The 22,558-nt window shown below is 60.9% G+C and carries 19 protein-coding genes; 3 read left to right on the forward strand and 16 right to left on the reverse strand.

The features are described 5' to 3' along the window. Nucleotides 1-226 precede the first annotated feature (226 nt). The 5 genes from AC5XE7_RS00755 to AC5XE7_RS00775 form a co-directional block, all read right to left on the reverse strand. Nucleotides 227-868, reverse strand: coding sequence for a hypothetical protein (locus AC5XE7_RS00755; protein WP_495364541.1), 642 nt, complete (start codon nucleotides 866-868; stop codon nucleotides 227-229). Further along, a complete protein-coding gene (locus AC5XE7_RS00760) occupies nucleotides 849-2,111 on the reverse strand; it encodes an O-antigen ligase family protein (protein ID WP_495364540.1) in 1,263 nt (420 codons plus the stop codon). The genes AC5XE7_RS00755 and AC5XE7_RS00760 overlap by 20 nt, the downstream gene beginning before the upstream one ends. Beyond that, the gene (locus AC5XE7_RS00765) at nucleotides 2,108-3,643 is read right to left on the reverse strand and encodes an undecaprenyl-phosphate glucose phosphotransferase (protein WP_495364539.1); all 1,536 of its coding nucleotides are present in this window, start codon (nucleotides 3,641-3,643) and stop codon (nucleotides 2,108-2,110) included. Before AC5XE7_RS00765 ends, AC5XE7_RS00760 begins: the two co-directional genes overlap by 4 nt. 75 nt (nucleotides 3,644-3,718) lie before the next feature. After that, complete coding sequence (locus AC5XE7_RS00770; protein ID WP_495364538.1) at nucleotides 3,719-4,897, reverse strand: glycosyltransferase family 4 protein; 1,179 nt, start codon at nucleotides 4,895-4,897, stop codon at nucleotides 3,719-3,721. A 3-nt stretch (nucleotides 4,898-4,900) separates the two neighbouring features. Next, nucleotides 4,901-5,467 carry a polysaccharide biosynthesis/export family protein gene (locus AC5XE7_RS00775; protein WP_183830696.1) on the reverse strand — a complete coding sequence of 189 codons (567 nt, stop codon included), beginning with the start codon at nucleotides 5,465-5,467 and terminating at the stop codon, nucleotides 4,901-4,903. 208 nt (nucleotides 5,468-5,675) lie between these two features. Between AC5XE7_RS00775 and AC5XE7_RS00780 the strand changes: the two genes are divergently transcribed. Beyond that, nucleotides 5,676-8,066, forward strand: a complete 2,391-nt coding sequence (locus tag AC5XE7_RS00780; RefSeq protein WP_495364537.1) for an exopolysaccharide transport family protein — start codon at nucleotides 5,676-5,678, stop codon at nucleotides 8,064-8,066. Nucleotides 8,067-8,090: 24 nt separating this feature from the next. Here AC5XE7_RS00780 and AC5XE7_RS00785 read toward each other — a convergent pair whose 3' ends face one another. Genes AC5XE7_RS00785 through AC5XE7_RS00800 form a run of 4 tightly spaced genes read right to left on the reverse strand, consistent with a single transcriptional unit; the run spans nucleotide 8,091 to nucleotide 11,158 of the window. Continuing rightward, a complete protein-coding gene (locus AC5XE7_RS00785) occupies nucleotides 8,091-8,759 on the reverse strand; it encodes a DUF1345 domain-containing protein (RefSeq protein ID WP_495364536.1) in 669 nt (222 codons plus the stop codon). Beyond that, a complete protein-coding gene (locus tag AC5XE7_RS00790; RefSeq protein WP_280197581.1) occupies nucleotides 8,756-9,226 on the reverse strand; it encodes a YaiI/YqxD family protein in 471 nt (156 codons plus the stop codon). The genes AC5XE7_RS00785 and AC5XE7_RS00790 overlap by 4 nt, the downstream gene beginning before the upstream one ends. Then, nucleotides 9,223-10,002 carry a DUF1353 domain-containing protein gene (locus AC5XE7_RS00795; RefSeq protein WP_239798944.1) on the reverse strand — a complete coding sequence of 260 codons (780 nt, stop codon included), beginning with the start codon at nucleotides 10,000-10,002 and terminating at the stop codon, nucleotides 9,223-9,225. Before AC5XE7_RS00795 ends, AC5XE7_RS00790 begins: the two co-directional genes overlap by 4 nt. 31 nt (nucleotides 10,003-10,033) lie before the next feature. Further along, nucleotides 10,034-11,158 (reverse strand): S-(hydroxymethyl)glutathione dehydrogenase/class III alcohol dehydrogenase, encoded by a 1,125-nt coding sequence (locus AC5XE7_RS00800; RefSeq protein ID WP_183830686.1) that lies wholly within the window; start codon nucleotides 11,156-11,158, stop codon nucleotides 10,034-10,036. 220 nt (nucleotides 11,159-11,378) lie between these two features. Here AC5XE7_RS00800 and dnaE point away from each other — a divergent pair, with 220 nt between their 5' ends. After that, on the forward strand, nucleotides 11,379-14,858 hold the full coding sequence (gene dnaE / locus AC5XE7_RS00805; RefSeq protein ID WP_495364662.1) for a DNA polymerase III subunit alpha: 3,480 nt from the start codon (nucleotides 11,379-11,381) through the stop codon (nucleotides 14,856-14,858). 46 nt (nucleotides 14,859-14,904) lie between these two features. After that, nucleotides 14,905-15,702 (forward strand): ion channel, encoded by a 798-nt coding sequence (locus AC5XE7_RS00810; protein ID WP_495364535.1) that lies wholly within the window; start codon nucleotides 14,905-14,907, stop codon nucleotides 15,700-15,702. 20 nt (nucleotides 15,703-15,722) lie between these two features. Here AC5XE7_RS00810 and AC5XE7_RS00815 read toward each other — a convergent pair whose 3' ends face one another. The 7 genes from AC5XE7_RS00815 to AC5XE7_RS00845 all read right to left on the reverse strand — a co-directional run bounded on the left by AC5XE7_RS00815 (nucleotide 15,723) and on the right by AC5XE7_RS00845 (nucleotide 22,493). Then, nucleotides 15,723-17,075 (reverse strand): DNA polymerase IV, encoded by a 1,353-nt coding sequence (locus AC5XE7_RS00815; RefSeq protein ID WP_495364534.1) that lies wholly within the window; start codon nucleotides 17,073-17,075, stop codon nucleotides 15,723-15,725. Nucleotides 17,076-17,127: 52 nt separating this feature from the next. Further along, nucleotides 17,128-17,757, reverse strand: coding sequence for a leucyl/phenylalanyl-tRNA--protein transferase (gene aat, locus AC5XE7_RS00820; RefSeq protein WP_495364533.1), 630 nt, complete (start codon nucleotides 17,755-17,757; stop codon nucleotides 17,128-17,130). Between the two features lie 102 nt (nucleotides 17,758-17,859). After that, nucleotides 17,860-19,203, reverse strand: coding sequence for an acetyl-CoA carboxylase biotin carboxylase subunit (gene accC, locus AC5XE7_RS00825; RefSeq protein ID WP_239798939.1), 1,344 nt, complete (start codon nucleotides 19,201-19,203; stop codon nucleotides 17,860-17,862). A 10-nt stretch (nucleotides 19,204-19,213) separates the two neighbouring features. Continuing rightward, on the reverse strand, nucleotides 19,214-19,672 hold the full coding sequence (accB, locus tag AC5XE7_RS00830) for an acetyl-CoA carboxylase biotin carboxyl carrier protein (protein WP_495364532.1): 459 nt from the start codon (nucleotides 19,670-19,672) through the stop codon (nucleotides 19,214-19,216). 26 nt (nucleotides 19,673-19,698) lie between these two features. Further along, entirely contained in the window at nucleotides 19,699-20,133 is a 435-nt protein-coding gene (gene aroQ, locus AC5XE7_RS00835) for a type II 3-dehydroquinate dehydratase (protein WP_183830675.1), read from the reverse strand. 141 nt (nucleotides 20,134-20,274) lie between these two features. Continuing rightward, complete coding sequence (locus AC5XE7_RS00840; RefSeq protein ID WP_495364531.1) at nucleotides 20,275-21,051, reverse strand: DsbA family protein; 777 nt, start codon at nucleotides 21,049-21,051, stop codon at nucleotides 20,275-20,277. Nucleotides 21,052-21,095: 44 nt separating this feature from the next. Next, entirely contained in the window at nucleotides 21,096-22,493 is a 1,398-nt protein-coding gene (locus AC5XE7_RS00845; protein ID WP_495364530.1) for a M48 family metalloprotease, read from the reverse strand. Nucleotides 22,494-22,558 lie beyond the last annotated feature (65 nt).

Here is a 22,558-nt window from a genome sequence, read left to right on the forward strand (position 1 = left end):
CGGAGGAAGACTTCTGGGCTTGTCCGCCGCTGTGTCGCGCGGGCTCTGGTTCCTCTTAATCAATAGCGGATTTCTACCGCGCAAGGGGCCGTAGCTTGCATCAGTCCGGCGCTGCATGGAGGGCTTTCGATGCGCTGCCCGGTCATCGATACAGATGGAAAAGGCGGATCTGGAAATGCCAGAAGCCGGAGCAATGAACGCCAGCGGGCCAACAGGACGGGGCAGGTCACTTGCCCGAATTCATGTTCAACCGGGGGGCAAAGCGTACGTTGCGAATCTCGGTAGCCATATCCTCGGCTTGCTGACCCGCAGACACATAATTGAGGAGTGCTACAATCCGCACATATCTGGTGCCCGGGCGGAACTGCGTGTGCGCTTCATCTCCTTCGCCGGTAATGGAACCGGATAAGGCCCTCCAGCCCGCATCGCTATACAGTTGGAAGTCGAGTGCGCCAGCGTATCTGTATGTGCCGGGACCGCCACGGATCTCCTTCCTGTTTTGGTTAAAGGTGACGACGCCTAGATATGTTCGCGCAGCCCTCATTTTCACATCAACACCGGCAATGTTGCGCACTTCGGCTGAAAGATCATAAGTCAGGGTCGGATCAACAGGTATCATCTCCGACATAAGGACTTTTGGCCCTTTCGCAACCACGGCAGGCACCTCCGAGTTGAGGGCCAATGAGTCGCTCTGGAGTGCTCTGCCGTCGGCTTCCGAAAAAAGGGTAAGCCAGCCTGTCTGCAAAGAAATGATGCTGACGATGCCGATTGCTGCGAGAACACCGGTCAGAACACGTGCATAGAAACTGAGTGCAGTGAAAAATGCAGATCTTTTCATGGAATGGTTTTTAAAGCCTTCGCTCATCATGGTCCAGATCACCTTGCGAGGGTTGGTTCTGATATCTGGTTTCCAGCGCTATGATTGACCAGATGATACCTACAAGCAGATAAAAGTGGCGCCAGTGATCTGTGTCGATAAATGTTCCAAGGCCGACATGGCCAACGTAGACCACATAGGCGCATAGCAGATAGGGCTGCCATGGCCGATTCCGAAAAAGCAGCCTGAGGCCGGCGGCGAGCGTCCAGATGGTCAGGGTCAGATAGGCGCTGAAGCCCAGCCAGCCATAGTCCAGCAACGCTTTCAGCCAGATGTTGTGTGTGTCCTCTCCATAAATCTTCCCGAATACCAGAGGGCCGATACCGAGAGGATGCTCAAGCGCCACCATGAAGCCGATGCCATAACGAGCAAACCGACCAAGGCGTGCCGAGTCGTAATCCTGTGCGAGGCGTGCGCGTTCGGACAGCATGTCCGCGACACCGGGGATCTGAAGGGTGATGAGAGCAAGGACGATGAGCAACGTGACCGCCGCCACAGTCATGACCACGATCTTCAGGCGGAAACGGCCACTGTTGCTTTGCAAGAACAGGAGTCCGACCATCAGCACGACACTGACGGCAAATAGCCCCCATGCCCCGCGCGAAAAAGACAGGAAGATGCCGCAGGTGATGATCGACAGGGGCAGGGCTGTCAGCACCATGCGGGCAGGGGAGCCTGTCATCAGCCCGTGAAGCAGCCAGATCGCCGGAAGAACCAGAAACGGCCCAAACACGTTCGGGTCCTGAAAGACGCCGGAGGCGCGACCGTAACGCGTGAACATTTCCGAGCCCGGAAACAGGTTGAAATAGCCGGCTATTCCCATCAGTGACGTCGCCACCGCCGCAACCACATAGGCATTGAAGATGACGCGCAAAAGGCCGGGGCGGGTTTCGGCGACGGAGGCGTAAAAGATCGCCGTGAATGCCAGAAACACAGAAACAGCGAGATAGAGCGGCGTATCTGCCAACTCCGCCATCTGTGTCATGGCGATCAGTCCGCCAATATTGAACAGCACGAGCAGAGCGGTCATGGGGGCTGCTGCTCTCGACAGTTTCAGGCCGAAGAGCGCCCATATGCCGACCAGAGCGACCATATAGATGTCGTATGGAGCCGGCTCATGAAGAACGAAACCGGAGAGCAGGATGGCCAGTGCAACGGATCCGGAAGCGATCAGGCTGGTCAGTTTTACATTGACCGCTGCCTGATGAGCCACAGGATCGGCGACGGCGCTCAATAGGCGTTTTCCGTGTTTAGCAGACGGAAGGGCGTCAGAATGAGAATCCTGAGATCGAACAGCAGCGACCAGTTCTCTATGTAATAGAGGTCGTATTCGGTGCGCATTCGTATTTTTTCGTTGGTGTCCATCTCGCCACGCCAGCCGTTTATCTGCGCCCAGCCGGTCACGCCGGGCTTGACCTTATGCCGGGCGAAATAGCCGTCGACCACTTCGGCGTAGAGCAGATTGTGGGATTGCGCGGCCACCGCATGCGGGCGTGGCCCCACGAGCGAAAGCGAGCCGAACAGCGCATTGAAAAACTGCGGCAGTTCATCGATCGAGGTCTTGCGGATGAAGCGTCCCACGCGGGTTACGCGCGGGTCGTTTCTGGTGACGGTCTTCTTGGCGGTCGGGTCGGACTGGTCCGCATACATGGACCGGAATTTGTAGACCTCGATCACTTCATTGTTGAAGCCATGGCGCTTCTGCTTGAAGAGCACGGGGCCTTTCGAATCGAGTTTGATGGCGATCGCGGTGGCGATCATTATCGGCGAAAACAGAACGATGCCGATCAGGCTGAAGACGATGTCGAAGGCGCGCTTGGCAACCGAATCCCAGTCATTGATGGGTTTGTCGAATATATCGAGCAGCGGTATCGAGCCGATATAGGAATAGGCGCGCGGCCGGAACTGCAGGGCGTTGGAATGTGCGGAAAGGCGGATATCCACCGGCAGCACCCACAGCTTCTTCAGCAATTGCAGCACCCGCTGTTCGGCGGTGATCGGCAGGGAAACAATGAGCAGATCGATGCGCGCGATCCGCGCGAATTCGATCAGCTCGGAGATGGTGCCGAGCTTCGGGTATCCGGCAACGACGGGCGGCGAGCGCTTGTCGTCACGGTCATCGAATATGCCGCATATGCGGATATCGTTATGAGGCTGCTGCTCAACGGCCCGGATCAGGTCTTCGGCGGCCTTTCCGCCACCGACGATCACCGCACGGCGCTCCATCCGGCCGTTGCGTGCCCAGCGCCTGATCATCTTTGCCATGACAAGGCGAAGGAAGAAGATGGCGACGAACCCGACAACGAACCAGGTGCCGAACATGATGCGCGAGAAATCGCCGCTGACCTTCAGAGCGAAGCCGGTCAGCGCCATCAGCGCGAAAGTGGCAGCCCAGATCAGGAAAATCCGCGAGAACGTGGCGAAGGGGCGCATCAACGCGGCGATCTGATAGCATTCGCCGAATTCCATGAAAGTGACGGCGATGAGCGAACCGCCGGCGATGACGAGGCAGTAATGCCAGAACATGACATCGAGCGGGCCGACATAGAACAGGTAGAGTCCAAGGCCCGAAAGCAGAAGCACCGCAAATTCCATGATTCGCAGCATGCCGCTGACCATGACTGGTCTCAGGGTGTCACGTTCCAGTTGAGTGGCGACCTGACGTGCCATTTCATTGAGCACGGCAGGCCTCTCCTCGGAGGAAGAGGCATTCAGCTTGCGCACGGCGTCGGCCGAAAAGCGGCGGGAGGGATCTATATCGTTCATGGGTAACCTGTTGGTTCCCGGACTGCATAACAGTTGAGAACTAAGAAAGCCTTGAACGCGGTTGCGGCTTTTTCGCTATCCGGCAGTGCAATCCTGCTGATCACCGGCGCGCCCGATTTCATCTTTTCCGTTGAGGGTCGCAGTATAGGCAGCTTCGATCCTGCCCGCCATGACGTTTGCATTGAAGACTTTGCGGAGGGCTGCAACATCGGGCATAGCGCGCCTGCAGGCTTCGGGATCGGATAGCGCCGACACTATCGACGTGGCCAGAATATCGGGTTTGGGTGCGATCAGCGCTTTCGAGCCAGTTCCGAGCACTTCAGGAATACCGCCGACAGCCGAAGCGATGATGGGCCGTCCTGCTGCGAGCGTTTCCAGCACGATGTAGGGCAGGGCCTCCGCTCGCGATGGCACGATGACCAGATTTGCCAGTTCAAAGGCCTGTCTGGCGGGCATCGGCTGATGAAATGTGATTCTCTCTTCAAGTCCCAGCCGGGCGACCTGATCCCTGTATTTCGGAAGGTCTTCGCCGTCTCCCACCATCACGGCAGTCAGGGGGCGGCCCATCAGTTTTTCCGCAGCGGCGAAGGCATCGATGAAGATGTCCGGCCCCTTCAGGTCGCGCATCATGCCGATATAGAGGAAGTCGGCGGCATCTTCGCGCACGATGACGGGCGCGAACTCAGCCGCACGCAAGCCATTGTAAACGAGGCTGCTTGGTCCGTGCGGCGCGCCCACTTTGTGACGATATGTCCGGCGTTCATGGTCGGAGACGAACAGCAGGTGATCGGTGAGTTTTCCCATGGCCCGCTCCAGCGCAAACAGCGTTTTGCCAGCCAGCGTTTCCTCGTCATAGTGGAGGCTGCCGCCATGGGGAGAATAGATGCGGGCCACGCGAGACCCTGAAACCCGCAACAGTGAGCCGAAAAGGCGCGCGTAAGCGCCGCCCTTTGCACCGTGCCCGTGAAGCACGTCCGGCTGCAATTCCTTGATGATCCTGAATGTTTTCCATGCGGCGAGGGCATCACCGATGCCGATGTGGCGCTGCATGGGCGTGCGATGGATGCCCAGCACCAGATTGCCGGAGATCTGCTCGAACAACGCATCTTCAAAGGCGCCTCCCGTTGTGGAGTCGCATACGATGCCGACGCTGTGTCCCGCCGCCGCCTGGGCCTCCGTCAGATCGCGCACATGCCGGAATATGCCGCCGAGAGGAGAACGGAAGCAGTGAACGATACGCAATTTGTCCTTCATCCCTCAGAACAGGCGTTCGCGTACATAGACGGTGTCGCCGGGTAACAGAGGATCGGATGTCCTGACGCGCCCGGTGATGACCTCGCCGTTGATGTCCCGCGTTATGTCCACGCTCTCCTGATTGGCGCGCGCCGAGAAGCCGCCGGCGATTGCAACGGCTTTCTGAACGGTGAGGCCCGGAACATAGGAGTACTGGCCGGCTGCACCCACTTCGCCCATCACGAAGATCGGCCGATAGCGATCTATCTCCACCGACACGTCGGGATCCCTCAGATAGCCCTGACGCAGCTTGGCCGCGATCTGCTTCTCAAGCTGCTGAGCGGTGTGGCCGCGAGCCGGGATGTTCCCGACAAGCGGGAACGATATATAGCCAGACTGGTCGACACTATATGTATTTGTCAGCCCTTCCTGCTCGAAAACGGTCACGCGAATGCGATCACCGGCTCCCAGCTGATAAGGCTGGTTGAGCACTTCATGGAAAGCCGCCGGTGTTGGCCTGTAGCTGGAGCAGCCGGACAGGCTCGCGGAGACTGCGATCATGGCGCTCAACAGGATGGCGGGACTTTTCATAACCGGTCGACACCTTCGGCTGGCCGCCACTGTGGCGGACCTTGAGGATCATCTCGTTATCAACCTATTAGGGTTAATGGCCGGTAAAATTTGAACGAGCCATCGAGAGTGCGGCTCTCCAAAGCCTAATGAATTATTACATCCATCTTAAGGGCTGGGTTACCATAACTCCTTACAGTGACTTCACCCGTTTCCGGAGTGAGGGCGCATGTCAGGACCCCAGTTGGCCCAGGCCGATCTCGATGTGGACATCAGGCAGCTTTTTGGCAGCCTGTTCCGCAACTGGCTGCGCATACTCATTGTTGCCTTGTGCGCAGTCGGTGCAGCGCTGGCCTTCGCCTCCACCACGACGCCACGCTATCGGGCCGAAACGCGGCTGCTGATAGAAACGCGGGAATCCGTGTTCACCCGGCCGGAGAGCGGGCAGAGCGAGCAGCCTGTTCTCGATGATCAGGGCGTCACCAGCCAGGTTCAGGTGGTGTCCTCGACGGAGATACTGGCAAAGGTCGCCGAACAACTTGGGCTGGCTAAGCTGCCCGAATTCGATGAAGGCGCGAACAGTTCGGGGTTGCAGCGGCTTCTCGTGATTGCCGGACTGACGTCCGATCCCGGTGTCATGGCTGTCGAAGAGCGCGTCATTCGCCGCATGCGCGAGAAGCTGAACGTATACCGCGTCGAAGGATCACGGGTGATCGTGATCGAGTTTTCTTCGGAGGATCCAAAGCTCGCGGCGGAAATCCCCAATCTGATCGCGGATACCTACATCGCGTCTCAGGGAAACGCGAAGCTTGAGTCGAACGCGGCAGCAACCCAATGGCTGGCGCCGGAGATCGAGGACCTTTCAAAAAGGGTGAAAGAGGCGGAAGCCAAAGTTGCGGCTTATCGCGGACAATCGGACATTCTGGTGGGTCAGAACAATTCCGTGCTTGCAACGCAGCAGCTTGCCGAGCTTTCGAGCGAACTTTCCCGCCTGCGCGCCAGCCGCGCTGCGGCTGAAGCCACCGCGGACAGCGTGCGGCAGGCGCTTCAGAATGGTGGTTCCCTCGATGCGCTGCCTGAGGTGATGTCTTCCGGCCTGATCCAGAGGCTGCGCGAACGTCAGATCCAGTTGCAGTCGGAAATCACCGATCTTTCTACGACGCTGCTCGACAATCACCCGCGCATCCGTGCCTTGCGCTCGCAGCTTACCGGCCTCGATGCGCAGATCCAGTCCGAAGCGCGCAAGGTGTTGTCGGGGCTGATGACCGAAGCGGAAACCGCGAAGGCGCGGGAAAACCAGCTTCTGGCAGAGGTCAACCAGCTCAAGGCTGCATCCGCGCGTGCCGGCGAGCAGGAGGTGGAACTGAACGCACTTGAGCGTGAGGCCGCAGCCCAGCGTCAGCTTCTGGAAACCTATCTGACCCGGTATCGCGAGGCGTCCGCCCGACAGGACCGCAACTACCTGCCGGTCGATGCCCGGGTTTTCTCACGCGCCGTTGCCCCGGCCGAGCCCTATTTCCCGAAAGTGCTGCCGATCGTCAGCGCCGCTTTCTTCGGCGCCATCCTGATCATGGCAATCATCACCCTGCTTCGGGAGCTTTTTTCCGGTCGCGCAATGCGTCCGGCCCCTGTTCCTTATCCTGTTCAGGAGCAGGAGCCTCTACCAGAACCTGCCGCCACCGCTTTGCCGACGAGCATTCCCTTCGCTGCAACCGGGCAGCCCGAAGACACCGCGAAACCGTTGCAGGAGGCGCAAGCACAACAGGCTGAGCGGGTCGAGGAGTCGGCCGAATCGGAGCCTCTGCCTGATCCGGAGCCAGTGATGACGCCGGAGGTTGGCGAGCCGACGGCCCAGACGACGCAGCAGGATCCGGTCGTTGCTGAAGACGTTTCCCCGACGGTGTCGGAGGGTTCGCCTGATGTCGCACCTGACTTGCCGCCACAAATCCTGACGGAGATGGAGCCCGCGCTGATGGAGGAAGAGCCTGCATCGGTTTCCGCCACACCGGCAACGCGCCTCGATCTTGGTGAAGTCGGCATCGACACCGCCGTTCGCAAGCTTATCGAAAGCGGGGCATCGCGGGCCGTTTTCGTCTCGCCGGAAGGCGATGAAGCGGCTGCCAGCGCGATCATGGTTGCGCGCGACATTGCCGACGCTGGTCTGAGGGTCGTCCTGGTCGACCTGACAGCTTCGGGCGCCGTGTCGGGAGCCATGCTCGAAAGCCTCAGCCTGCCGGGAATAACCGATCTTCTGTCGGGCGATGCTGAATTCACCGACGTGCTTCACCCCGATCATTTCTCGGACTGTCACATCATGCCGGTCGGTGTCGCCGATCCCATCCGCGCCATGCGCGCGGCCAGCCGCCTGCCGGTCATCCTGCAATCGCTGGCGGCCGCCTATGATCTGGTGGTCGTCGAATGCGGGCCGACCGACGCGCAGGGCATCAGGCGTCTGGCATCCAGCGAGGCGGAAGTGTTCATAAGCCTGCTGGACCCGGATGACGTGGCATTGTCCGCCGCGGCTAACATCATTCGCGATGGGTTCCCTGATGCAATTCTGGTGACACCCGTTGACAGTCACACACCGCGTGGCCCGATGCCGGGCACAAGGGCAGCCTGAGCCGATAGATCCGTCCGCGTGGCTTCAGTCGCCGAGGCTGACGGCCAGATTGACTGCCGCCGCGACGATGACCGTGTTGAAGAAGAACGAAACAATGGAATGCGCCAGCACGATACGGCGCATATGCGCGGTCGTCACAGAAGTATCGGAGGTTTGCGCCGTCATGCCGATCACCGTGGAAAAATAGAGAAAATCCCAGCCTTGCGGATGTTTGGTGCCGGGAAACTCGAAACCTCCGGCGGGCTTTTTCTCTGTCGTTTCGCCGGCGTCATCACTCCAGTAGACATGGGCGTAGTGCAGGGCAGTCATGGCATGGATGGTGAACCAGCCAAGCGGAATGGAAGCCAGTGCGAAGACAAGGCCCGCGGGACCGACACCCTGACCGTTTATGATCTGGAACAGCGCTCCCACCGCTACGCCGACCACCATGAAGGTGATGATGAAGATGACCGCCAGAGGCTGGTCGGTGGCGCGCGCATTGCGGCTGAGATAGTCGGCGCTGAGCAGCGGCATTTCCGCCAGCACCAGCGCACTGTAGGCCGCGAAGAAGGCATTGGCACCGATCGAATAGGCAAGTTCGGCCTGCAGGAAAAGCGCCGTTAGGAGCGCAGCGAGACCGATCAGAGCCGACACACCGAACAGCGCATGCCGGTGGATGGGCAGCCAGCCAGATCGCGGCTGCCCCGCACTCATGCGGACGCGCCTGATTTCAGGGCTATGCGCACGATGCGGTCGAGTTCACCGAGAAAGCGGGACCGGTCACGCGGCGCGAAGGAGGCATTGTAACCCTTGCTTTCTCCCGTTTCGCGCAGATGCTGCTTCAGGTCGCGCATGGCGACGGCCATGCCAATGGTCTCCGGCGTGAAGGGCCGGCCGGTGGGGCCAAGCACATGCGCGCCAAGCGCCACGGTACGCGCAGCAAGCGGAATGTCGGCGGTGATGACGACATCGTTCGCCTGCGCATGCTCGACGATCCAGTCGTCGGCAGCGTCAGCGCCCGACGACACCACCACATTGCGGATCTTCGGATCGCGCGAAGGACGCAATCCGCCATTGGCGACGAAGACCGTTTCGAGGTCGAAGCGTTCTGCAACGCGCACGACCTCGGCCTTGACGGGGCAGGCGTCGGCATCGACGTAGATCACCGGGGCGACACTCATTTGTTGGCCGGTGCGTCCAGAAAGTCCGGAGTTGCCACATCTGCCAGAAGCAGCATCAGATCCACCTCCTCATCAGACGGCTGCTCGCCTTCGAGCGCTCGTTCAAGAGCAGCGTAATTTTCCTCGGTCATATTCCGCTCAAATTCGAGCAGAGCTGCAAAACTGAGAGGATTTTTGATTTCTCCAAGTCTGATTGCCTCTGCGGCTCTCATCGTCGTCGTATCATCCGGTGTGGGCAGTGTGTCCCATTCCCTGAGAAGTTCCATGAAATCACCGCTTTTAGTGGCGCCATCAAAGGTAGAGAGCTGGGCAAGGGTTTTCCAGCTGTCCTTGTGCTTGCCGCATGCGCGGGTGAGTTTGGTATAGGCGGACACTGCCAGATATTTTGACTGGCTTTCGCGTTTCGACAGCCCGTCTGCTCGCATGGCGTCGCGAAACATCATGTTGACCTCGGAGGCGACTTCACTTTTGAGGTCACAATAATGATCATGGATAACTGACGCTCGCCGATAGTTTCCTACGAAAGGAGAGCCGGCAAAAGTCCATAAGACGGCCGGTATCGATGCCCCGTCGATCCTGGTTCCCTTTGGTACGGTCCAGCGACGTCCCGCACTGTCAGTGAAAGATATGTCGGAAAGGGATTGCATGATGCGATGACGCTGCTGTGGCTCCGAGAGCCATCGGAATGCAAAATCCCCCTCGAACGTCTGGGCCTGAGAAAGGGAGGGAGCGGCCAGCACCCCTGCGACTGCGATCGTGACAGAAAGCCGCCCCATGTACTGGCCCCCCTTTTCGTCAGGCTATCTGTCAGTAAACCACCACGCCGCGGACGGATTTGCCTGCGTTCATGAGCTCGAAGCCCTTGTTGATGTCTTCGAGCGGCATGGTGTGGGTGATCATCGGGTCGATCTGGATCTTGCCTTCCATGTACCAGTCGACGATCTTCGGCACGTCGGTGCGGCCGCGCGCGCCGCCGAAGGCGGTCCCCTTCCAGGTGCGGCCGGTGACGAGCTGGAACGGGCGCGTCGAGATTTCCTGACCGGCACCGGCGACCCCGATGACGATCGATTCGCCCCAGCCGCGATGCGAGCATTCCAGCGCCTGCCGCATGACCCTGACGTTGCCGGTGCAGTCGAAGGTGTAATCGGCACCGCCGATCTGGTCTGCGCCGCGCCTGGTCATGTTGACGATATGGGCCACCACGTCATCAACCTCCGTCGGGTTGACGAAATGGGTCATGCCGAACTTCTCGCCCCATGCCTTCTTGTCGTTGTTGATGTCGACGCCGATGATCATGTCGGCACCGGCGAGCCTGAGCCCCTGAATGACATTGAGGCCGATGCCGCCCAGGCCGAACACGGCCGCCGTCGCGCCGATCTCGACCTTCGCGGTGTTGATCACCGCACCGATGCCGGTGGTGACGCCGCAGCCGATGTAGCAGATCTTGTCGAACGGCGCGTCGGGGTTGACCTTCGCCAGCGCGATTTCAGGAAGCACCGTGAAGTTGGAGAAGGTCGAGCAGCCCATATAGTGGAAGATCTTTTCGCCGCCGACCGAGAAGCGGCTGGTGCCGTCCGGCATCAGGCCCTGACCCTGCGTGGCGCGGATGGAGGTGCACAGGTTGGTCTTGCGCGACAGGCAGGACGGGCAGGAGCGGCATTCGGGGGTGTAGAGAGGGATGACGTGATCGCCCTTCTTCAGGGTGGTGACACCCTTGCCCACATCAACGACGATGCCGGCGCCTTCGTGACCCAGAATGGCGGGGAAGATGCCTTCCGGATCTGCGCCCGAGAGGGTGAATTCGTCCGTGTGGCAGATGCCCGTGGCCTTGATCTCGACCAGAACTTCGCCCTCGCGCGGCCCTTCGAGGTCGACTTCCATGATCTCAAGGGGTTTGCCTGCTCCAACAGCAACGGCGGCGCGGGTTTTCATGAAGTTTCCTCCCAGCAATACAATTTCAATTGTCGCCAAACTAGCAGCAAGGGGCGGGGGCGCAAGGTGGCACACCATGATTGGACATTTCGTCGCCTCGCAGACGCAGTTGTGAACAGCCGGGGTCTGGACTCGCAGCCGGCCTGTTCCGACTATAAGGATCAATGAACGAATCCCCGGTTTGCGACCTATGAGCGACGATCAATCAGCCAGCGAGAAGATGAAGACACTCCCGGCGGGTGCATCGGGGCGCGTCTTCGTGCATCTGCGCGTCCATTCCGCCTATTCCTTGCTGGAAGGCGCACTTCAGCTTGGTGCGATCGTCGGGCATGCGGTTAAGGACAGTGCGCCCGCCGTTGCCGTCACCGACACCAACAATCTGTTCGGTGCGCTGGAGTTCGCGCAGAAGGCTACCAAAGACGGCGTGCAGCCGCTCATGGGCTGTCAGGTCGATCTGTCTTTTGCCGGTGAGCCCGCGGACGGACCGCGTGAACGGCGACGCGCGGGGCCGGACATGGCGCCTGTCGTGCTCATCGCGGCTAACGAGGAAGGCTATGCCAATCTCGTGCGTCTGGTCAGCCACGCCTATCTCGATACGCCGTCGGGCGAGCCGGTGCATGCCACCAGCGATATGCTGGGCCAGTATTGCGAGGGCGTGATCTGCCTGACCGGCGGGCCGCGCGGGCCGGTCGGAGCGGCGCTGAAGGCGGATCGGCAGGAACTGGCGGAATCGCGCCTGCTGTTCCTCAAGGAAATGTTCGGCGACCGGCTCTATGTCGAGTTGGAGCGCGTATCCGGCTACGACCGCGTCATCGAGCAGCGCACCATCGATCTGGCCTACCGGCACGAATTGCCGCTGGTTGCCACCAACGAGGCCTTCTTCCTCAAGCGCGAGGACTATGAGGCGCATGATGCGCTGATCGCCATTGCCGAAGGCTCGGTGATCGCGGTCGACGACCGCCGCCGGCTGTCTCCGGACAATTACCTGAAATCGCAGGCGGAAATGGCGAAACTGTTCGCTGACCTGCCTGAGGCGCTCGACAATACGGTCGAGATCGCCATGCGCTGCTCCTACTATCCGAAGAACCGCAAGCCGATCCTGCCGCGCTTTGCCGGCGCCGATGTCGAGGACCCGGAAGCGGCTGAAAAGGCGGAGGCGGAGGAACTGAAGCGGCAGGCGCGCGAGGGACTGGCGCGCCGGCTGGAGGCACACGGGGCGACCAAAGGCCATACGGTCGAGGATTACCGGGAGCGGCTGGAATTCGAGCTCGGCGTCATCGAGCGCATGAAGTTCCCCGGCTACTTCCTTATCGTTGCCGACTTCATCAAATGGGCCAAGGCGCAGGATATTCCGGTGGGGCCGGGGCGTGGCTCGGGCGCGGGCTCGCTGGTCGCCTATGCGCTGACCATCACCGACATCGATCCGTTGCGTTTCTCGCTGCTGTTCGAGCGCTTCCTCAACCCCGACCGCGTGTCGATGCCGGACTTCGATATCGACTTCTGTCAGGACCGGCGTGAAGAGGTGATCCGCTACGTGCAGGGCAAATATGGCCGCGAGCAGGTGGGCCAGATCATCACCTTCGGGACGCTTCAGGCACGTGCAGTCCTCCGCGACGTCGGTCGCGTGCTGCAAATGCCCTACGGTCTGGTCGACCGGCTGTGCAAGATGGTGCCGGCCAATCCCGCCAATCCGGTCAAGCTCAAGGACGCCATCGAGGCGGAGCCGCGCTTTGCCGAGGAGGTGGAGAAGGAGCCGATCGTCCAGACGCTGCTCGACATGGCGCTGAAGCTGGAAGGGCTCTACCGGCACGCCTCTACCCACGCGGCCGGCATCGTCATCGGCGACCGGCCCTTGTGGGAACTGGTGCCGATGTACCGCGATCCGCGTTCGGACATGCCCGTCACCCAGTTCAACATGAAGAAGGTCGAAGACGCAGGGCTGGTGAAGTTCGACTTCCTCGGCCTCAAGACGCTGACCGTTCTGGAAACGGCGGTGAGGCTGATCCGACGGCGGGGCGTCGACATCGACCTTTCCAGCCTGCCTCTGGACGACCAGCCGACGTATTCCATGCTTTCGCGCGGCGAGACGGTCGGCGTGTTCCAGGTGGAATCGGCGGGCATGCGCAAGGCGCTGATCGGCATGCGCCCGGACTGCATCGAGGACATCATCGCGCTGGTGGCGCTCTACCGGCCCGGCCCGATGGAGAATATCCCCACCTACAACGCCCGCAAGCATGGCGAGGAGGAAACCGCTTCCATCCACCCCAAGATCGATCATCTGGTGCGCGAGACGCAAGGCGTCATCGTCTATCAGGAACAGGTCATGCAGATCGCGCAGGAACTGGCCGGCTATTCGCTCGGCGAAGCAGACCTGCTGCGCCGCGCCATGGGCAAGAAGATCCGCGCAGAAATGGACAAGCAGCGCGAGCGCTTCGTCTCCGGCGCGGTCGAGCGGGGGGTGAGCAAGCAGCAGTCCAACTTCATCTTCGATCTGCTGGCAAAGTTCGCGGACTACGGCTTCAACAAGTCGCACGCCGCCGCCTATGCGGTGGTTTCCTATCAGACCGCCTATCTGAAGGCGCACTATCCGGTGGAGTTCCTGGCGGCGTCGATGACGCTCGACATGAACAACACCGACAAGCTCGCCGACTTCCGGCAGGATGCCATGCGCCTCGGCATCGAGGTGGTGCCGCCATCGGTGCTGACCAGCTATCGCGAGTTCGAGGTCGGCGAGAACAAGATTTTCTATTCGCTGGCAGCCCTCAAGGGCGTGGGCGAAGCTGCGGTCGATCACATCGTCGAAAAGCGCGAGGAAGGCCAGTTCCGCAGCCTTGCCGATTTCTGCGAGCGCATCGACCCCAAGATCGTCGGCAAGCGCGTGTTCGAAAGCCTGATCATGGCGGGCGCCTTCGATTGCTTCGGCCACGAGCGCGCCGCCATGATGGCGGGCGTGGAGCGCATGATGGGGCTGGCGGCTCTTGCCCAGCAGAACGCAACCTCGGGGCAGGGCGATATTTTCGGTGTTTCACTGGGCGCGCAGTCGAACGCGCTCAACCTGCCCGCCGTCGAGCCATGGCTGCCGGCGGAGCGTCTGCATCGCGAATTTCAGGTGGTGGGCTTCTATCTCTCGGCGCATCCGCTGGATGAATACAAGCAGGTTCTGGAGAAGATGCGGGTGCAGAACTGGGCTGATTTCGCCGCTGCCGTGAAACGCGGTGCATCGGCGGGTCGTCTGGCCGGAACCGTCACTTCCAAGCAGGAGCGGAAAACCCGTACCGGCAACAAGATGGGCGTGGTGAATTTCTCCGACACCAGCGGCCAGTTCGAGGCGGTGATGTTCTCCGAAACGCTGGCGCAGTACCGCGACCATCTGGAGGCGGGCAAATCCGTGGTCATCGAGGTCGGTGCCGAGGACAGGCCGGAAGGCGTCAATCTGCGCATACAGGCGGTGAGGTCGCTGGACGACGCGGCCAGCCAGGTGCAGAAGCTGCTGCGCATTTTTGTTCGTGGGGCCGAGCCTGTCGATTCCGTCGCGGCGCGACTGTCGCAAAGCGGCGAAGGGCAGGTCAGCATCGTGGTGCTGAAAGAGGAAGGGCAGGGCGAGATCGAGGTGGCGCTGCCCAACCGCTATCGCATCGATCCGCGCATCGCCTCGGCAATAGGCGCGGTTCCGGGCGTGATCGAAGTGGAGCTGGTGTAAGCCGGCTTCACTGGACGCTCCCGCGGCGAAGCGCTATCGCTTGGCAATGAGCAACGACGCCGAAGACGTGCAACTGACCGGTCTTGCAGCCATCAGGGATGGGCTGCGAAAGCTTTACCACGGCAATTCGCCGGCTGCGTTCCGCTTTCAGGTCGCCACGATCGTGGTCGATCTGGCCATTATCATTTTTTTCATCCTGACGCCGGTGTTGCAGGAAACGCCAAGCTTTCTGTGGATCGACTATCTGGTCGCCGCCCTTGTCGCTGCGGACATGGCCGGCAGGCTGCTCGCCTCCACGGACATGTTGCGGCTGATCCGCCAGCCCACGTCCTGGATCGATATCTTCATCCTGATGACGCTGCTGTTTCCGCAGGCGCTCGCCAATCTGGCATTCCTGCGCATATTGCGCCTGTGGTCGCTGTCACGCAGCGGCACATTGTGGCGTCATTTCGAGATGAAACGGCTGCGACCATGGCGCGAGGCCAGCCATGCGGTCGTCAATCTGCTGACCTTCCTGTTCGTCGTTACGGGCTTCGTCTACACGTTCTTCTTCCGTAACGGCTCCGGTTTCGAGGGTTATGTGGACGCCATGTATGTCACGGTGGCAACCGTCACCACGACGGGCTTCGGCGACATCGTATTGCCGGGCGTGGCGGGAAAGCTGACTTCTATCGTCACGATGATCATCGGCATCACATTGTTCGTGCGGCTGGCACGGGCGCTGTTTCGTCCGAACAAGGTGTTTTTCCCGTGTCCGCGCTGCGGCTTGCAAAGGCATGAACCTGATGCGGTGCACTGCAAGGCATGCGGCAAGGTTCTCAACATTCCAGACGACAATTACTGATCCGGTGAAGCTGCCGCGGTTCAGATGCGCTCCCATGGATGGCGCACGTCCGGCTCGTCTTCCTCGCCGGGGCGGGTGGGCTTGCCCCTGTGGCCACGGCCGAAGGTGTAGCCTGTCTCGACGGCACCGTTGCCGAATTTGTTTCGCAGCACGTCGATAGCGCCTTCGGCAAGGGCTCGCTTGTGCGAGCGGGTGTCGACGAGATCCGGAGGATCGGCCTTTTCGGCATCGCACAGATCTGACACGCCGATGCCCAGAAGCCGGTATTTTGTGCCGTCGATTTCCCTGCGCAGAAGTTCAAGGCCGGTGGCGAAGATGCGGTCGGCAAGACGGGTGGGGTCACCCAGTTGCCGGTTGCGGGTGCGTGTCCTGAAATCCTTCGATTTCAGCTTCAGCACCACCGTCCTGCCGGCCAGATTGGCTTTCTTCAGGCGCGCCGACACTTTTTCGGAAAGAGCGCGCAGCACCGGAACGAGATCGTCCAGTTTTCCAAAATCCGTGTCGAAAGTGGTTTCGGCCGACACGCTCTTGGAGTCGCGGTCGGCGTGGACGACGCGTTCGTCCTGACCACGTGACAGCCTGAACAGCCGGTTGCCCATGCTGCCGTAACGGCGCATCAGTTCGCTCTGCTCCATCTTCTGCAGCTGGCCTATGGAGCGGATGCCGTCGCGCTCCAGCGTGGCGGCGAAAGCCTTGCCGACGCCCCAGATCAGCGTGACAGGTTGCCCGGCAAGAAAACTGACCGCTTCCGCTTCCCCGATGACGGAAAAGCCTCGGGGTTTACGGAAATCGGACGCGACCTTGGCGAGAAACTTGCAGTAGGACAGGCCAACCGAGGCGGTGATGCCGACTTCCTTTTCCAGCCTTTGGGCAAAGCGGGCCAGAACCAGTGCGGGCGGCATGGCGTGCATGCGTTCCGTTCCGCTCAGATCGAGAAAGGCCTCGTCGATCGAGATCGGTTCGACCAGCGGTGTCAGGTCCTGCATCATGGCGCGCACCTCGCGCCCGACGCGGGCATATTTCTCCATGTTGGGCTTGATGACGGTCGCCTCCGGGCAGGCTTCCAGCGCCTTGAACATGGGCATGGCCGAGCGCACGCCGTTGATGCGCGCAATGTAGCAGGCGGTCGAGACCACACCGCGCTTGCCGCCACCGATGATCACGGGCTTGTCCTTCAGCGCCGGATTGTCTCGCTTTTCCACCGCCGCATAGAAGGCGTCGCAATCGATGTGGGCCAGATGCAGGCTGTAAAGCTCGGGATGGCGCACGAGCCGCGGGCTGCCGCATTGCGTGCAGCGACGCACCGCAGCAGGCTGCGGCGTCAGGCAGTCACGGCAAAAACCGTATTCGGGATCATTGACGGCGGTGCGCATCGGTCGAACATATGAGGAACGTGCGCCATCCTACGCCAGCGTCGCGGCGGCTTCAACCGCTGCCGGCAGGGGTGAAGCTGGCCGTGCCGACAAGGGCCTCGGCCAGAAGCTGCTCATATTGCGCGCGCGGCACGTCTATGGCGCCGAAGCGCTTGAGATGCTCTGTGGTGAACTGGGTGTCGAGCAGCCGGTAATCCTGCTGCCGCAAGCGTTCCACCAGCGCCACGAGGCAGATTTTCGAGGCGTCGGTTTCCTTCGAGAACATGCTTTCCCCGAAGAAGACGCGCCCCAGCGAAACACCATAGAGTCCGCCCACAAGGCGGCCTTCGCGCCAGGCCTCGACCGAATGGCAATGGCCCATATAGTGAAGCTGCACATAGGTTTCCCGGATGGGGCCGTTGATCCATGTGGAGGGGCGCTCGTCGCGCTTTTCCGCGCAGGCGTCGATCACGCCTTCGAAATCCGTGTCGAACCTGATGTCGAACGGATTGTGCCGCAGGGTCTTGGCAAGGCTTCTGGGAATGTGGAAGGCATCCAGCGGAATGATGCCGCGAATTTCCGGCCGCACCCAGAACACTTCCGGATCCGTTTCGCTTTCCGCCATCGGAAAGACGCCGGAGGCATAGGCCTTCAGCAGGAGATCCGTGGGGATGCGGAAGCCGGGTGCGAAGGGGCGGATCATGGCCGCAGCGTCTGGTCTGTGTTCAGGCAGTCTTCATGCCGTCGTTCACCCCCCTTTTCGAGGGGGGTGAGAATAGAGGCCATGACAGGCTCCATCGGCAGGTTACTCGCCTTTGGCGAGATACTTTTCCAGCCAGTGGATGTCATAGTTGCCGTCAGCGATGTCATGGTTGCCGACGAGATCGCGGAACAGCGGCAGCGTGGTATTGATGCCGTCGACCACGAATTCGTCCAGCGCGCGGCGCAGGCGCATCATGCATTCCACGCGGTTGCGGCCATGCACGATCAGCTTGCCGATCAGACTGTCGTAATATGGCGGGATGCGGTAGCCGGAATAGACGCCGGAATCGACGCGGATGCCGAGCCCGCCCGGCGTATGGAAGTGCGTGATCGTGCCGGGAGACGGCATGAAGGTGCGCGGATCCTCCGCATTGATGCGGCATTCGATGGCGTGACCCTGAAAACGGATGTCTTTCTGCGTCACCGAAAGCCCGCCGCCGGACGCGACGCGGATCTGCTCGTGCACCAGATCGACGCCGGTGATGGCTTCGGTGATCGGATGCTCCACCTGCAAACGGGTGTTCATTTCAATGAAATAGAACTCGCCGTTCTCATAGAGGAACTCGATCGTGCCGGCGCCCGAATAGCCAAGCTCGGCCACGGCATTGGCGCAGATCGTACCGATGCGCTCACGCTCGGCCTCGTTGAGGGCAGGGGAAAGAGCTTCTTCCCACACCTTCTGGTGGCGGCGCTGCAACGAACAGTCGCGCTCGCCGAAATGCACGCCCTTGCCGGCGCCGTCGCCGAACACCTGAAGCTCGATATGCCGAGGCTTTTCGAGATATTTCTCGATATAGACCGCGTCGTCGCCGAAAGCAGCACCCGCTTCAGACCGTGCCGTGGCAAGTGCTACTTCCAGCTCGCCTTCCGAGCGCGCCACCTTCATGCCGCGACCGCCACCACCGGCCGAAGCCTTGATGATGACCGGATAGCCGATCTCGCCGGCGATGCGCCGTGCTTCGCTTTCTTCCGTGACCGCGCCGTCAGAGCCCGGAACCACCGGAATGCCGAGGCGCTTTGCGGTGCGCTTGGCCTCGATCTTGTCGCCCATCATGCGAATGTGGTCGCCGGAGGGGCCGATGAAGGTGATGTTGTGTGCGGCCAGAATGTCGGCGAACTTGGCATTCTCCGACAGGAAACCGTATCCCGGATGCACGGCATCGGCGCCGGTGATTTCACAGGCGGCGACGATCTGGTGAATGTTGAGGTAGCTGTCGCGGGATGGCGGCGGGCCGATGCAGACGGCTTCGTCGGCAAGGCGCACATGCATGGCGTCGGTATCGGCGGTGGAGTGAACCACGACGGTCTGGATGCCGAGTTCCTTGCACGCCCGCAGAACGCGCAGCGCGATCTCGCCGCGGTTGGCTATGAGAACCTTCTGAAACATGCCCACCGGCCTACTCGACCACAACCAGCGGCTGGCCGAACTCGACCGGCTGCGCGTCCTCGATCAGGATGGCGGTGACGGTGCCGGCGCGGGGGGCCGGGATCTGGTTCATCGTCTTCATCGCCTCGATGATGAGCAGGGTCTGGCCTTCGCTCACCTTCTGGCCGACCTCGACGAACGCCTTGGCGCCGGGGGCAGGGGCCAGATAGGCGGTGCCAACCATGGGCGAGGGCACGGCGTTCTTGGAAAGGTCGGGTGCGGCAGGTGCAACAGGCGCTGCCGGTGCAGCGACCGCGGCAGGCGCCGGCGCATAGGCAGGCGCAACTGCGTGAACCGTCGGCGCCTGACGCGAGATACGCACCTTGAAATCTTCGTTCTCGACCTCGATTTCGGTCAGGTTGGTGTCGTTCAGGATACCTGCCAGATCACGGATCAGTTGCTGGTCAACACCGGTTTTCTTGTTTGTCATGGTCGAGCCTTCTTGTTGAGTGCTGGTCACAGGCGCGCAACGAGCGCCTGCAGCGCCAGCGTGTAGCCGAGCGGGCCGAAGCCGCAGATCATTCCCACCGCATTCGGCGCGATCATCGAGACGTGCCTGAACGCTTCACGGGCGTGTATGTTGGAAAGGTGAACCTCTACGACCGGCAGCGGCTGAACAGCCTTGACCGCATCGAGGAGTGCAATCGACGTGTGGGTATAGGCAGCGGCGTTGATGACGATGCCCGCCGCCTTGTCGGCGGCTTCGTGAATCCAGTCGACCAGAACACCCTCATGATTGGTCTGGCGAAAATCCACTTCAAGGCCGAGCGCGCGGCCCGCCTCACGGCACTGGTCGGCAATGCCCTCAAGCGTCTGCGTCCCATAGATGGACGGCTCCCGCTTTCCGAGCATGTTGAGATTGGGACCGTTCAGAACGAAAACAGTTTTCAATATGCCGACCTTGTTCCGCGACGGAAGCCGATCACCCCCGCCGGACCCTCTATAAAGCGCTTAACCCGGTGCGAAAAGAGCGCAAGCGGGTTCTTTGCCTGTCCACAACAGGCTCCACCCACCAATTAAGCCGATTCTGTGTCAGAGAGCTTTTTTCGCATCGGCAATTTTCTCGGCAAGCACATCCTTGCCGAGCGCGCCGAACACCACTTCGTCGCCTATCACGTAGGAAGGGGTGCCCGTGATCGAAAGCTTGTTTGCCAGCTCATAGGTAGCCGAGAGCGCCTGCGGGATGGACGGATCCTTCATCTTCTCGCGCAGTTCCGCTTCGGTGGCTCCGAGCGAAACGGCGATCCTGATCGCAGCCTCCTCACTGGCCCCGCCTTCTACCGCCATCAATGCGCGATGGAATTCGCCATATTTCTCGGGCTGCAGCAGATGGAAGGCCATGGAGACGATGCTGGCTTTTTGCGAATTGGCGCTCAGGATCGGGAATTCCTTGAGCACGAAGCGCAGATCCGGATCATCTTTGGTGAGGGCATCCATGTCGTCCATGGCGCGTTTGCAGTAGCCGCAATTGTAGTCGTAGAATTCGACGATGGTGATCTTGCCATCGGGATTGCCGACCACACCGTCAAAGCTGGAATTGAAGATTGCGTCCTTGTTCTGCTTGATGGTTTCGAGGCTGGCGACGCGCTGCTGCTCCTGCTGCTTCGTCTCCAGAGAATCCTGCATTTCCAGAAGAATTTCCGGGTTCGCCAGAAGATATTCGCGCACGATGGTTTCGATCGCGGCGCGGTCGGGCTCTTGTGCCTGTGCCGGTGTCACCATCTGAAGATTGCCGCTGCCGGCGATATAACCGGTTGCCACCAGTGCGAGGCCCAATGCCGTGGCGCTGGCCAGAAATGTCTTCTTCATCGTTGCTAACCTTTTCCCGAGCACGGCGTTGCGCGATCTGGCTCTTACTTGCGGGCGGATTTGCCCTGATTGATGATGTCCTGCGCCCGCGTCCAGGCGGGAGAATTGGGCTTCAGGCGGGTTTGGGCTCTGGCTGCGAAGATAGCTGCATCCCGGTAGCCGCCCGAGTAATAGTGGCCTTCGGCGGTGGCTAGTTCGGCCTCGCCGACATTTCCAAGCAGGCCCTGCGCCTGCGCAAGGTAACGATAGGCCGAGATGTTTTCGCGGTCGCGTTCAAGCCCCTTGTTGATGAGGCCAACCGCCTGTTTGATCGCTTCCGGCGTGCCGATGGCGAGAAGGGCCTGCCCCTGCATCACCGGCAGCAGACCGGATTTCGCTTTGTCGAGCTGGATCGCCTTTCCATAGGCGGCCGCGGCTTCCTTCGGCTTGCCCGCCTTCATCAGAATGTCGCCACGCAGCTCCTGAAAATAGGGGTTGGAGGGCTGGGCCTTGGCCAGCGCATCCGCCTTGCTCTGGGCCGAACGCAGATTGCCGTAAAGATAGGTGATCTGGGCGTCGCCATATTTCGCGGCGAGCGTGCCGGGGCTCTTGGCGATCATGCGCGAGGCGGCTGCCTGACCGTCCGTATAGGCGGCGATCTTGAAGCGCGCCATGTCGTGGCGCTGCTGCAGTGCTTCCGAATCGGCCTTTCCGTAATGCGGGCTTTTTTCGATCAGCGTCTGAAGGTTGGATATGCGATCCTGCGGCATGGGGTGGCTGACCCGATAGGGGTCGACCTTGGCGCCGGAAAGAGACAGCGCGCTCTGGAACCGCTGGAAGGTTCTGAGCATGCCTTTTCCGGACTGGCCGGTCTTGTCGAGATAGGTGATGGCGGAGCGGTCGGCCGCCATTTCCTCGCCACGCTGGTAGGAAAGCAGGCTTCGACGCGCCACTTCGCCGCCGCCGGTGGCAAGGCCGATTCCCGCTCCGGCAAGGCCGCGATTGTCGGAGGCTCCACCGGCCACGATCGCACCGGCGCCGAGCAGGCTGGCGATGATGGCCATGGTCTTGGCCCGCTCCAGCTGATCACGCAGCCTCTGCTGATGGCCGCCGGCCAGATGCCCGGCCTCATGGGCGATCACGCCGATGATTTCGTTGGGGGTTTCGGACTGCATCAGCGCGCCGGTGTTGATGAACATGCGGCGGCCGGCAACGAAGGCGTTGAAACTCTTGTCGTTGACCAGAACGATCTGGATACCGGCCTTCGACAGACCGGCGGCATTGAAGATCGGGCGGGAGTAATCGCGGACCAGAGCCTCGATCTCCGCGTCGCGAACGACGGGAACGCCCTGCGCGAAACTTTGCGCACAGGTGGAGGCCAGCAAAGCAAGACCGAGCGACAGTTTGGCCAGCGCCTTGCCAGCCTGGATCGCAGGCCGGACATTTATGGGCAGGTTCATCATTTCCGCTCCACTCGTAGCTGAGCCTTCGTGCGATGAAAAGGCGCTGGCGTAAAGTTCATGAACTT

The organism is Aquamicrobium sp. YD-1-mutant5 (assembly GCF_059509755.1).